This is a genomic window from Desulfosporosinus acidiphilus SJ4, assembly GCF_000255115.2.
GTDB classification, from domain to species: Bacteria; Bacillota; Desulfitobacteriia; order Desulfitobacteriales; family Desulfitobacteriaceae; genus Desulfosporosinus; species Desulfosporosinus acidiphilus.
Genome location: NC_018068.1, coordinates 4590002 through 4603523, shown reverse-complemented (window position 1 = coordinate 4603523; position 13522 = coordinate 4590002). Strand labels below are relative to the sequence as shown.

The following is a 13522-nucleotide window of genomic DNA, read 5'->3' as shown; positions in this document are numbered from 1 at the left end:
TATGACGCGCGTCCAAATAGTCGTACTTATCATGAGTTTTCTGATCACGGGATTTATTGTTGAGCAAGTTCGGCGGCGGCGTCTGGCAGTTGAATACTCTTTAATTTGGATTGTTGCCGGTCTAGGCATGATCTTTCTCTCCTTATGGAGAAATGGAATTGAGTATTTGGCCAACATTATGGGGATTTATTACGCCCCTTCCGCCATTTTCGTGATATTTGGGGTCTTGGTTTTCATCCTCTGTGTGCATTTTTCACTGGAAATTTCCAGATTGAGTTCCACAAATCGTGTTTTAGTACAAAGGATTGCTTTGCTGGAAGACGATTTAAAAAACCTGGAAGTAAAGTCCTCAGAGATAAGGAAATAACGTAATATAAACTGAACAGAAACCTATGGAAGAAAATTTGTCCCCTTAAGGACGTGGAGAAAGAACATATGCAACGAATTTTAGCGATTGTCCCTGCTTTAAATGAGGCAGGGAATATCGGCTCTGTGGTAGATAATCTGAAACAAGTATCCTCTTGGCTGGATGTTCTTGTCATCGATGACGGCTCCACCGATCAGACGGCTGAGGTCGCACGAACCCACGGAGCAAAAGTGATCTCACTCCCTGTAAATTTGGGAATTGGGGGAGCGGTACAAACAGGATTTATCTATGCTGTCAAAAACCACTATGATGTTGCCCTTCAAGTAGATGGGGACGGGCAGCATAAAGCTGAAGAAATACAAAAGTTGATTGAGCCTATTCTGGAAGAAAAAGCGGATGTTACCATCGGATCGCGCTTCCTGAGTAAAACTGCCTATAAATCGTCCCGGTCGCGTCGGACAGGCATTTATCTCCTCAGTAAAACAATCCAATCCGTAGTGCGCAAAAAATTCACGGATCCCACCTCGGGGTTTCGAGCCTATAATCAGAAAGCCTTGCGCATGGTTTCCGCTCATTATTCTACAGATTACCCGGAACCCGATGCCATTGTAACTCTGGTTAAAAATCGAATGCGGGTCATTGAAGTTTCTGTAGAAATGGATGCCCGCATTTCCGGAAATTCGTCAATCACCCCGTTTAAAAGCGGATACTATATGTTTAAAGTGAGTCTGGCGATTATCCTTAATTCGATGATGGAAAGAATATGGCCGGAGTGAAGAAAAACAAGAACGTAAACAGGAACGAAGACGAGAACGAAGACGAGAACGAAGACGAGAACGAAGACGAGAACGAAGATAAGAACGATAATAAGAATGATAATAAGAACGATAATAAGAACGCAAACATGAACCAGAACAAGACAAAACATGAGAACTAAGGAATTTCCTTGAGTTCTCATGTTTTTGTACTCTTAGATCTCTATGTAATTTATTAGACCCTTATGTACTTTCAAATCTTTATGTTCTGAAGCGGCACATTAATAATAGGGAACTTATCTTCCTAGTCAGAAACTATAAATTTGCCTGGCAAAATATAAGAGCAACTAGGCAAGCGCTGATCATGGACAGCCAAGTACCACGAAAGACGTGTCATTAAACTGAGCTTAATATTTGAGTACAGCAACAAGGTTTATCTACGAGTAATGATAATCACTCCAAGACAGATAACTAAAACCCCTACGATTTTTGTTAAAGTAAGCTCTTCTTTGAAAATTGTCGTTCCGATGATCATGGCAAAGATAAAGGCCGTACTTTGAATTGGATAAACATAACTTAATTCACCTTTATTCAAGACATAGATCCAAAGGACCGAAGCAAAGGCATAAACCGTTAAACCGCCAATTATGTAGGGGCTTAGAAAGAGGCGCAAGAGTTGGCCAAGACTGTGAACGTCTTTGCCCGAGGCCCCCAGTTTCCAAAGGGTTTGTCCCGTGACCATAAGAATAGAATTAAAAATCGTCAGCAATATTAACAAAAATGTCCACCCCAAGCTTTTAGACTGCTATATTATAGTATACAATATGTAGCCTCTAAGCAAGTCCCCAGATGTAGAAACGAAAGCGAGACAAGGGAACCGTCCCCTTGTCTCGCCAAAGTGTGTCAAAAGGACCGTCCCTTGAACACGCTTACCGGAGATATTGCTTGAGAAGAGGGAATATAGCATTGGAGCTGGCAGGGTTAAGTGACCAGCTTAGTGACCAGGCTCCGATTCCTCCGAGTCCATACTGGTTAAGGAGTGATAACTTCGCATTCCAGCTTTGGGCGTCGTCGTAATAGACGGTGTGGGTTCCGGAAGAATCCGTGTAATTGAAATAAGGAATCTGGGAGGAATCTCTTTGAATCGGCCCCTGTGCTAGGGCTTGCAGCTCAGCCATTCCGCCCGCTTTCCGCGTATAAGTTGCGCTGCTGCCGGTGCCTGTGGTCAACCAGTCGTTGCCGTAGTAAGGGATTCCCAGGAGAACTTTGTGCATATCAACACCTTGACTGAGGGTATATTGCATCACTTTGTTCATCCAATCCAGGGGAGCAATGGGCCCCGGAGTTGACCGGCTATAGTCATAGGTCATGACGTCCAGGTAGTCAACATTTTGAGCGAGAGCAGAGTAGTTAAATTCCGTCAGCCAGGATTCTGAACCTGTACGGGCCATAACTGCTTCGATGAGCAGTTTGTTTAAAGGGTGAAGTTTATTGTAAAGTTCATTCATAAATTGTGTGAGATTCGGTCCTGTGCTGCCGCTGAGGAGTTCAAAGTCAATGACAATTCCGTCGGAGTTGGTGTTCTGGATTAGGGAAATGATATTGTTTTCTAGTGTTTCGCGAGTTGCTGCGGAGGAGAGTACCGAGTCTACAGTTTTAGGAGTAGACCAACTTGACTGGATCACAGGAAGAACCTTAAGATTGCGGGCGTGCACAGCGCTTGTGAACTGTGTATAGTTCCCAGGGGTGGCATCCCACCCTCCAACAACATTGCCGTTTGCAGCATCATCCAGGTAATACCAGCTTGGTCCAATCAGGTCGGCGTAATCAGTAGCCGGGGTAGGAATGGATTGAAGTTGACTGAGCATTCCTTTCGTACCGTTAAGTCCTCCTTGCGTAAATTGCAGGGAAACCCGTGGTTGTGCAACACCAGTGCGCAAGATGCTTTCCATTTTGTAGTTAATAACGCCCCACCCCCCTAAAATAGTAAAGGTAGTGCCGGAAGACCGTCTTTGGTCAAGATAAGTGGTTGTATAAGATGCTAAGGGCTTTGAAGGAAAAAGAAAGATCGGAGAATTGGTCTGTGCTGCCAAAGCCGCACCGGCTAAAGCATCGGGGAAATTTTCACCGGTGGCAACATAAACGTGGGAACTATCAAAGGGAAGTTGATTTAAGACGATGGAATTTGTTTCGTACTGGTCATACCCTGCAAAGCGGGCAGTGATTTTAACAGGTTGAGGAAGCTTGCTGAGCTGTTGTTCCACAGAGTCTTGAATAACGGCTTTACCGCCAATGAGCGTTACCTGCTGCACTCCCATTTGGGCGAGAGCAGACGCTGTTTCCTGAGGCAAAGAATCGGAGCGGGTAAGTAAAATCGGAATCCCGTGAGCCGCTGCATAAGAAGAAATGCTCAAAGCATCCGGAAAATGGTCGCCGTTCACAATGAAAGCTTGGCTGGTTGTAGGAGTTGCCTCAGCAGCAATGGCAGCAGCTGTTCCATATTGATCCGTGCCTGCCAGGCGTGTCGGAGTGATTCCCGTATCCCTGAGAGTTTGCTCGATAGAAGGACTTAGAGCAACGGTTCCGCCGAGAAGATAAACTTCTTTTGTGCCAAGTCGTTTCAGTTCGGATAAAACATCCGGATTTAAATGATCTGATTCTGTGAGCAGCAGGGGTCCATTTACTTTATGCGCCAGAACGGAACCTGTGAGTGCATCGGGGAAATTTTCACCGGTGGCAAGAACTGCAACCGGTGCCTGGTTCCAGCCGGCCTTCGAAATCTCTATTGCCGTATCGTAGAGCGTATTTCCATAAATTCGATTGGAGAAAGATTCACTCGCAGCAGCCTGCACTTCGGGAGGCTGAAAGGGGAGAAGATTGGTTAAGAGGGCTAAACCACTTATGAGCGCAATAAGACAGGAAAATGAGCGAGATTTATGCTTTTTAATACGATCAATTTTCTTATTATTATAGATTTTCTGCTCGGATTTCTTTGTGAAGAATTTAATCATCCTTTGCCTCCTCAACGTGCCGATAACTGATTATTTGTCTATAAATATTCGTTACGAAAGTGATAAACCCTGCCAAAAATTCGACAATTGACATTTCCAATATTAAACAGCTTCGGGATAACCTTTAAACAAATAGACCATTAAATGATCATTAGAAGAAAAGGAAAGTCCCGATATTTGTCGAATTGGTCTTAGAGAGAATTAAATAAGATAGGAGTGGAAAATATTCACGATATAAAAACTTTCTTTTTAAAAAAGACTCCTAAAGTTAAATATCTGCTTGTTCCTTTTTTAATGGTTGGCATACTATGCTTGAATGTCGTACTTAATCTCTCGGCCCCAGGGGAGCGTGACAGACGCCTTTCTGAGAATGCCCAGCAAGGACAAGCTAACACTTTTACTCAGACAAATAATCCTACTAACTCCTTCGCGAGCAATGCGAGCCGGAATCATGCAAAGATGGTTGACTCAGCAACAAATTTCATTAATTCGGAGAAATTTAACAACGATGCCAAGGTGGCAAGAGTTCCCAATACTGCTCAATCCCAGTCTCCGAAATCTGAACTTACAACAACTGATCCTTTGCAATCCCAGCAAATTGTTATTTCTTTAGCCCCTACGGCAGATATCACAAAAGTAGCAAAGGAATTTCAAGCTGCGGTTTTACGCCGGGGTCCCTTAAATTTTGCTACGTTGGGATTCAACCGTACTATTAATGTGCCCACCATGATCGCGAGCCTCAAAAATACACCGGGGGTTCTCGATGCAGAAGAGAATCATCTTCACAGGATGAGTACCGCGGAGGTTTCCTCGCTGCCTTCAGATCCGGTGTTCAAAGATCAATGGTCCCTGGTGAACGGGGATGTTCCAGGGGCCTGGGACATGGGGGCAACCGGCAAAGGGGTGACAATTGCCATCGTTGATTCAGGCATAGCACTCAATCATCCGGATCTTAAGGACAATATAGTTCCGGGGTATAACGCGATAACTCAGAGTAACGCTCCCGGAGCGAATCAAGACGACAACGGACATGGCACCCATGTTGCCGGGATCGCAGCAGCGGAACGAAATGGCGTGGGAATTGTCGGTGTGGCCTATGACGCGAAAATTATGCCGATTAAGTCCGTAAATTTCGAGGGAGATGGCTATGACGATGCTATTGCCGCCGGAATCGTTTGGGCGGCGGACCATGGAGCCAAGATTATTAATCTTAGTCTTGGGGCCGAAAATGGGGTTTCTTCAGAAGTAATTAAGCAAGCAGTTAATTATGCCTATAATAAGGGATCTTTGCTGGTTGCTGCTGCCGGAAACTACGATCCTTCTACCCAAAAAAATCCCGGGGTCGATTATCCTGCCTCGGACCCTCATGTTCTGGCTGTTGCCGCGACAGATAAAAATGACCAGATTGCTTCCTTCTCAACCTCAGGTCCGCAAATTAGTTTAGCCGCCCCGGGGGATGAAATCGCCAGCGATTGGTGGAGTTTAGCCGAGGGGCCAGGATACGCCAATGCCAGCGGCACTTCCATGGCTTCACCCTTTGTTGCCGGGGAGGCGGCACTTATCTGGGGGCAGCATCCTGAATGGTCCAGGGATCAAGTGGTTGAAGCCCTGGAGTCAGGGGTTAAAGATTTAGGAACTGCTGGCCGGGATAACGATTATGGTTATGGTTTAGTGGATGTGAAACTTGCCCTATCTCTTGCCGCTCAAACAAAAATGACTCTTTCATCTCCTGCGAGTATTGGCAGCCTCGGCGGCAATGTGCAAACGACGGACGGTTCAGCTTCTCTGAACTTATCGATTCCCGCCCAGGCCTTTGATACTTCAGTCAACGTTTCCTTAAATACTGCCGCTATTCCCGCAGCTCTCCCTAACGGGGCAAGGTTTCTGACTCCGGCCGTTGATGTGGAGTGGGGAACGGATACACCTCAAGAGATGCTTTCATTAAACTTCAGTGATCCTTCTCTCAGTGACGCTGTGAACGGAATTGTTTATCATTGGGATGGCGCTCGTTGGATCACCTTAGGAGGAGAGCTCCAAAAAGGAGAGGAACACTTTGGCCTCTTTTATCCGGGTATTTATGCGGTGGGCACAGCCCAAGGTAATGATCAATCGGCTCAGCGCTTTGCAGGCGAAACGGCTGAAGGAACTGCCGTACAAATTTCCCAGGCAACGTTTCCCACAGGAGCTGATACGGTAATCCTTGCTCAAGGCAATCAGTTTCCCGATGCTTTAGCCGGAGCTCCTCTTGCTTACAAGCTGCAAGCTCCAATATTGCTGACGTCCAGTACCTCACTTTCTCCTGATGTCCGGGCTGAAATCCAGCGCCTTGCTCCCAAAACGATCTATCTTCTTGGTGGTCCGGCGGCTCTTTCCTCAACCATTGAAATTGAACTGCAGCAAACGTATAACGTAAAAAGGTTATATGGCTATACGGCAGAGGGGACTGCACGAGCGATTGCAGAAGAGTTAGGTACTCATGGAAGAGCCGTCATCGCCAACGTCAATCATTTTCAGGATACGTTAGCCATTTCCGCCTGGGCTGCACAGCAGGGAGTTCCTATTCTGCTGACAGAAGCCAACACGTTGCCTGATGATACAGAAACGGCTCTTGAAGAGCTCAAGGTCACGAACACGTTAGTAATCGGAGGAAAGGTGGTCATTGCCCCTGGAGTTGAAGAGCAGCTGCCGCTACCCCAAAGAATTGCCGGAACTACGGCCTATGACACCGCGACAGAAGTATTACAGGCCTATCCGCCGATTTCCTCCAAGCTGGAGCTGGCTACCGGTGAAAACTTTCCGGATGCTCTTACGGGAGCCGTTCGGGCAGCCCTGCAAGGTTCCATGGTTGTCTTAGTCCCAACCAGGACGAAGCTGCCTTCAGATTTGGCAGCCCTTTTGACATCGTGGAAAGGGAAACAGGTTGAAGCTTTGGGGGGAACTGTCGCGCTGCCGGACAGTGTTGTCCGGGGAGTAAACGCGTTGTTAGATTAAGAAGGAATAAGAAGGCACGTTTTTGGCAGGACATCGCTTAATAATGTCGAATTACAAAGAATTGTTGCATTGTAACAACGAAGGAGGGATCATATTGGCACCGCTAAAATGGAAAATTATCGGGATACTTATTGCTGTTTTTGGTTTTCTGATTGGGTTTCAAAATCCTGCCAATGCGGCCCCTTTGGATTTTGGGACCACACGGATTTATGGGGCGCGGCAAATTGACACTGCCATAAAAGTTTCGCAAGCGGGCTGGCAGCATGCGGATACAGTTCTCTTGGCGAACTGTGACAATTTTCCGGATGCCTTGGTTGCAGCGCCACTTTCCCATCAATTGGATGCCCCTATTCTTTTAACACCGGTCCAAGGGGTCGATCCTTATGTGATGCAGGAAATTAAACGTTTAGGCGCCAAAAAGGTTATCCTTTTGGGCGGGGTTAAGGCCTTAAGCAATCAAGTCGAAACAGATTTAGAAAATGCAGGTTTTCCCGCTCCGGAACGGATCTGGGGGCAGGACCAATTTGAAACGGCTCAAAAGGTTGCTGAACGTGTAGGCAGCAAAGGACAAGTGATTCTGGCAAACGGTGACCAGTTTCCCGACGCTTTGGCTATTTCAGCTTACGCTGGTGAGACAGAAACCCCAATTCTCCTCACGGAAGCCAAGACCATGCCTGATTCTACAAAACAAGAATTGGACAAACTGCAGCAAAACGGAGACCTCAATACCATTGTTGTAGGCGGTGAAGCCGTAATTTCCAGTTCAACCTTAACCGACTTAAAAAATGTCCAAAGAATTGCCGGAAATGACCGCTACGAGACCGCTGCTGATGTCTATGACTTTGCTCAGAATGATCTCCCTGCGACAACGACCTATGTCGTAACAGGGGAGAACTTCCCGGATGCTCTTGCAGCGGGAGCCTTAGCCGCCAAGCAGCGTGCGGAGATTGTTATGACTCAAAAAACAACACTGCCAGGACCAACCTACTCTGTTTTATCAAGACCTACAGAAAGCCCCTACAGCATGGTGATTGTCGGGGGGACGGCTGTAATCAGCGATCAAGTAACAGGCATGCTGGAAGGGACAATACAGCCGCCCTCATTATTGGCCGGAGTGACGATTGTTGTCGACCCGGGACATGGAGGTCCGGATACCGGTGCGATAGGACCGGCAGGAACTTATGAAAAAAACAACACCCTCGCCGTTGGGCTGGATTTGGAAAATGATCTGCGTTCTGCAGGGGCTCGGGTCATCATGACTCGCACTACCGATGTATCCCCGGCCACAGGGACCTATTCTGAGCTTTCAGATCTTCAGGCGCGAACAAAGATTGCCAACGACGCTCAGGCAGATATGTTTATTTGCCTGCACAATGATTCCTTCAGCAACCCCAGCGCTTCTGGGACAACCACCTATTACAGTTCGGCCAGTCCGGTAGCTGATCAATCCTTAACCCTTGCTAAGAATATACAAAGCGAATTAGTTGCAGCGATAAACTTAAATGACCGGGGTGTAAAAGATGCTCCATTTTACGTGATTAAAAATACTAAAATGCCGGCAGTACTGATAGAAATCGGCTTCATTTCTAACCCAGATGAAGAAAAGTTATTGGGATCACCGGGTTTTCAAAATAAGGCTGCCATGGGGATCTACGATGGAATCTTAAAGTATAAGGGATATTAGCTACTTATTGCAGGAAGTATTATTAGAAGATATCAAGAAGATATCATTTAGAAGTTTATTAATTGAAGCATTAGCAATACCAAGTTTTGGTGGCTGAGAATGTTAATGGTGATCTGCAATTGAATCAACAACATGGATAAATCAGGATATTTACGGTTTCTGGTCCAAATTTTACTTAGATTGTACTGTACTCAGACTTCTAAATAATTTATTTATTAGATGTTAACAAGATGTTCACATCTTTACCGCAAAATTATGGTATACTCATTTAAGTCCAATAGTCAGTATATTTTTTGACTAATGGTGGAAAACTAGTAAGTTTTAGTGTAAACTAAATGAGTACTAACTGAAGGCTGTCCGACAATTTTAAGGCCGATTTAAAAGACTTTAAAAAAAAATCGGACAGTAAGCAGGAATATTAGTTATTATGGAGAATACATATAGCTAATGTAGACCCTTTTTGCGGTTTCTTCATTTTAATGCGGTTCTAAAGAGTAACCATAGGAGGGATGAGACATCATCCTCTGGGGGGACGCTCCCGCGTAGAGTCCTGTGGTCTGCTTTTAGATATTGCGCAATGTCTAAAGATTGTGCTACTCATGTTAAGGGGGTGAGGGACGACTAAAAAACGTCCTAGGTAGTAAGGAAAAGAGATAGTTCATTCACCAGACAGAAGAGATCCAAAGACGAGAGGAGATATTCACTACATGAAAAAAACTAACAAAGCCTTAGCATCATTAGCTATTGCTGGTATGGCCTTAACAGTAGTACCGTTCAATGCTTTCGCTGACAATGCGGTACCAACTCGTTTAGCAGGTAATACCGCAGCTCAAACTGCAGCAGCAATTGCCGATCAAACTGGCTGGACCGGTACAGCAATTCTTGCATCTTCCGCTTCCTATGGTATGGTTGATGCTCTGACTGCAGGACCACTTTCTAGCTACTTAAAAGCTCCAATTCTGTTAACAGGTCCTGGAAATACCCTTGATTCTGATACTAAAGCAGAACTCACCAAACTCAATGTTAAAACAGTTTATGTCACAAGCGGTAAAGCTGTCATCAGCCAAGCAGTTCTTGACCAACTGTCAGGAATGGGTATTAACGTTGTTTCCCTCGGCGGACAAGACCGTGCTGAAACTTCCGTTAACATTGCTAAGAAAATGGTTGGCGTAACCAAAGTTGCCGTTGCTAATGGATTACAAGATGCTCTTTCCATCGCTTCCATTGCTTCCGCTGCCAATGAGCCAATCCTTTTAACCGACAAAGATTCCGTTCCTTCAAGTGTTGCAGCTTACTTAGCAGCTAACCCAAGCATCACTTCCACCGATGTTATCGGCGGAACCGGTGTTATCAGCAATGCAGTAGCAGCTCAATTCCCTAACGCTACTCGCCATTTTGGAACCACCGCTTATGATACTAACAATCAAGTCATCCAAGACTTCAGTTCATCCCTTCAGTTCACCAACGTCTATGTAGCCAATGGCCAAACCGGTATTGATGCTCTTGCAGGTGCGCCTCTTGCAGCTCTGACCAAGTCCCCCATTGTCCTCACAGATGGAACTGTTCCTGCAGCAGCAACCTTTGTTCACAGCAAACTTGCTACTGGTGCAGTTGTAACCGCTCTCGGCGGCGCAGCTGTTGTATCTGATTCAGTTCGCACCGGTGTTCTTACTGGCAGTGCACCTAACCAAGGCGGACCTGTAGCTGTTACTTCCGTCACTGCTGTCAGTGCCAGCAGCTTCAAAGTTCAATTCACATCTGCTCCTGCTGACACCAGCAAAGTTACCTTTGCAGTTACAAATTCAGGAGCTCCTGTTACTGTAACTCCTACTTGGGATTCTTCCAATACATTTGTTACCCTGAGTGGTTCAGCTAACTTCCCAGAAGGAACTTATGCTGTAGATGTAAAAAATGGTGATACAGACCTTGGTTCAAGCACCGTAGCTATTACAACTCAAAAGATCGCTAAGATCAATATTACCGCAACCAAACTTGCTGTTACCCAAGCAACTACTGGTAGTGGCATCGGTTATGCTACCTACACGGTTACTGACCAATATGGCAACGATATTACCAGCAACTATCTTGCTAATAACATCCAATGGCAATGCGGAGTTGGTAACATTACAACACCTTCACACGGTGTCTTAAAAGTTACGCCAAACGGCCAAAACCTCCTTACCTTCTCTACGGTAGTAATCACAGGCTATGATTCAACCTCCGGTGTTTCTGCCAGTGCAACACTGCCTACCTCCACAGCAATGGGAACTTTGAGCAGCATTACGCTGAACAAACTGACCAACGTTAACAACACACCACTCAGAGCTGCTGATACCAGCGACACATGGTATGTTGATTACACTGCTAACGATATGAGCGGCAATCCGACTAATGACTATAACTTAGTTAAAAACGGTTTAATCTTAACCGGAACAAATTCGGATCAGCTGTCAGTTTCCAGCCCTTATGTTATCGCTAAGGTTGTACAAGATCCTAACGACAGCAACAAAGCTGCAATTCAAGTTACAGTAACCACTGACACTGTTCAAATGGATATGCCTGTAACCATTACAGCTATGAGTTGGCAAGGGGCTCCTTCAAGCTTACAATTAACCTTGAAGAAACAGTCCGCTGTTGATACCTTTACCTTAGAAGCTCCTTCTTACAATATTGCGTCTGGTGAGCTCAAACAGATTCCTTTTGTAGCTTATGACCAAGACGGCAAACAATTAACTAAGTATAGTGATATTGTTGGCAGCTCTTCGAATCCTATCGTAACAATTTCCGGCTTTGGGGATCCTAGTACCGGCGCTGGATTTGTACAAAATCCTGATGGAACAGCCAGCTTGTATATGAGAGCAACTAATGTTACCGGAAATCAAAGTGTTCCTCAAATCCTTACGGCTAATACCTCAACCGGTAAGTTCAGCTCTGTCACCATCAACGTTCAACCTACTGCTAAAGCAGATACCATGGTGTTAAACTCTACTTCAATTATTAATACGTTACAAGCGGGTGCTAACCAACGTATTGACTTTGGTTATAACTATGGTGGCTTAACAGTTAATGACCAATACGGTCGCCCGATGGATCTGGATACAGTAACTCAGACGGGTAATGGCTATAACTATGAAGTAGTTGCTATGACTTCTGCTACTACAGGTACTGCTATTCAACTACAACAACTTAATTCCGGTGAGAATGTTACAACTTCAAGTCCAATCACTTATGCAATTGCAGGAGGCGGTAATGGTATTGAAGTCTTAGCTAACCCAAGTCTCACTGATAATAGCACTGTGAACAGAACTCAAACTGTTAACTTCTATTTGATCAATAAATCTGACGAGGCTAATGTTCTTGCCGGTCAAACGAATCTAGCAATTGCTTCTTCATCAATGACTTTCTCAGTTATTAAGAATAAGGACATCACAGGATATACTATTGATAAAGTAGCTAATCCTATTTTTGCTCAAGCAAACTCATCAACTAGTGGTGCAATTTATACTCATCAGCAAACAGATGAGGCCGCTAATCCTGATATCTATGGTACAACTTCCGGCGGTTCCAAGGTAATGTTAGCTCCTGGATTTATTGAAGGTGTGAGTGTTGACAGCCCGAACAAGTTTAAAGCTGTAACTGTGGCAGGTGGAATTTCTAATAGCACAAATGCATATGACTCGGTAAAGGTCATAGGTTTGCCGCTTGATGCTTCACTTACCTCTGCAAGCACGAACTTGACGGTAACCCTTATGGGTGCAGATGGTTTAATCCATACTGTTGTTGCTCCTATCGCCTCGTCAACCACAAGTCCTGTAGCTAAAGAGCTTGATCTTAACTACGATGGTACTGCTGGTATGCATATGTCTGATGATGGAACTACACTCTATATTGACAACGCAACAGCGATGGCCACCGAATTTGGTAGTGCAGCTAATCCAGTTAGTCTGCAAAGAAATGATGCCTATGGCGCAGCTAACGCTAAGGATATCTACTTCTATATTGTAGACTCCTATGGCAAAAAAGGCATGAATGTATCGAACATTTTTGCAACTGATTGGCAATCCAATGGTGTTACTAGAGCAACTGCAATTGCGAATAGTCAAACTACTGTTTCTCCGCTAAATCTTGATGCTACTACTTTATATGCTACGGGCGCTCCTGGTTTAGTCAAGAATGGTGATTATGTAACACTCTCAGCAGTAACCAATAATGGTTTAGTTAAGACCGTTAAGATTGTTAGAAACTATAATTAGTTTCTAACAGTTGGTTGTAACAAGCAAGAGTAAAAACCATTCTATTATTAACTAAGTTATCTAATGGAAAGAGTCTTTCACTTTCGAGTGAAAGACTCTTTTTCAGTATTATGGCATGAAGATTAGCCCGGTGGGATATAGAAAATGCCTACAAAGGGGCATTGATTTAAGATCGCTAAGTTCAGAATCTCATAAACGGTAAAGATACCCAGAACCTACTTGTTCATTATTGCTGGGTATTGTAAGGGTAAAGATATAACGCGAATTAAATTAATTTTAAAATAATAGCTTTAGTAACTGGGCTTTAAGGCGAAATATGCAAACTGAAAATCTAAAGTAGCCGTAGACCACAGGTAAATCATAGTTCCAGTTAAAATGAATAAGAAATAAATAGGGTAGGAAATTTTGAGTTCTTTATGCTATAATTTGTATAGTAAATTCATGATTATTGATACTGCTTT

8 protein-coding genes are annotated in these 13522 nt (G+C 44.7%); 6 read left to right on the top strand and 2 right to left on the bottom strand.

What is annotated here, in order from left to right; all coding sequences use genetic code 11:
* Position 1: 1 nt before the first annotated feature.
* From DESACI_RS21130 to DESACI_RS24655, 3 genes are all read left to right on the top strand, one after another.
* Complete coding sequence (locus DESACI_RS21130) at positions 2–367, top strand: DUF2304 domain-containing protein (protein ID WP_014829259.1); 366 nt, start codon at positions 2–4, stop codon at positions 365–367.
* Positions 368–435: 68 nt separating this feature from the next.
* Positions 436–1143 carry a glycosyltransferase family 2 protein gene (locus DESACI_RS21125; protein WP_014829258.1) on the top strand — a complete coding sequence of 236 codons (708 nt, stop codon included), beginning with the start codon at positions 436–438 and terminating at the stop codon, positions 1141–1143.
* The gene (locus DESACI_RS24655; protein WP_158310206.1) at positions 1131–1304 is read left to right on the top strand and encodes a hypothetical protein; all 174 of its coding nucleotides are present in this window, start codon (positions 1131–1133) and stop codon (positions 1302–1304) included. The genes DESACI_RS21125 and DESACI_RS24655 overlap by 13 nt, the downstream gene beginning before the upstream one ends.
* Before the next feature lie 251 nt (positions 1305–1555).
* Here DESACI_RS24655 and DESACI_RS21120 read toward each other — a convergent pair whose 3' ends face one another.
* Complete coding sequence (locus DESACI_RS21120; protein WP_014829256.1) at positions 1556–1900, bottom strand: EamA family transporter; 345 nt, start codon at positions 1898–1900, stop codon at positions 1556–1558.
* Positions 1901–2051: 151 nt separating this feature from the next.
* Positions 2052–4133, bottom strand: coding sequence for a cell wall-binding repeat-containing protein (locus tag DESACI_RS21115; RefSeq protein ID WP_014829255.1), 2082 nt, complete (start codon positions 4131–4133; stop codon positions 2052–2054).
* A gap of 216 nt (positions 4134–4349) precedes the next feature.
* Between DESACI_RS21115 and DESACI_RS21110 the strand changes: the two genes are divergently transcribed.
* The 3 genes from DESACI_RS21110 (at position 4350) to DESACI_RS21100 (ending at position 13061) form a co-directional block, all read left to right on the top strand.
* The gene (locus DESACI_RS21110) at positions 4350–7124 is read left to right on the top strand and encodes a S8 family serine peptidase (protein ID WP_014829254.1); all 2775 of its coding nucleotides are present in this window, start codon (positions 4350–4352) and stop codon (positions 7122–7124) included.
* 94 nt (positions 7125–7218) lie between these two features.
* A complete protein-coding gene (locus DESACI_RS21105) occupies positions 7219–8808 on the top strand; it encodes an N-acetylmuramoyl-L-alanine amidase (RefSeq protein WP_041276169.1) in 1590 nt (529 codons plus the stop codon).
* A gap of 707 nt (positions 8809–9515) precedes the next feature.
* Entirely contained in the window at positions 9516–13061 is a 3546-nt protein-coding gene (locus tag DESACI_RS21100) for a cell wall-binding repeat-containing protein (protein WP_014829252.1), read from the top strand.
* Positions 13062–13522 lie beyond the last annotated feature (461 nt).

Bases quoted from the DNA above. Each gene is read 5' to 3' on its own strand.
- DESACI_RS21100 (WP_014829252.1), top strand. From the start codon at position 9,516: ATGAAAAAAACTAACAAAGCCTTAGCATCATTAGCTATTGCTGGTATG.
- DESACI_RS21115 (WP_014829255.1), bottom strand. From the start codon at position 4,133: ATGATTAAATTCTTCACAAAGAAATCCGAGCAGAAAATCTATAATAAT.
- DESACI_RS21130 (WP_014829259.1), top strand. From the start codon at position 2: ATGACGCGCGTCCAAATAGTCGTACTTATCATGAGTTTTCTGATCACG.
- DESACI_RS24655 (WP_158310206.1), top strand. From the start codon at position 1,131: ATGGCCGGAGTGAAGAAAAACAAGAACGTAAACAGGAACGAAGACGAG.
- DESACI_RS21125 (WP_014829258.1), top strand. From the start codon at position 436: ATGCAACGAATTTTAGCGATTGTCCCTGCTTTAAATGAGGCAGGGAAT.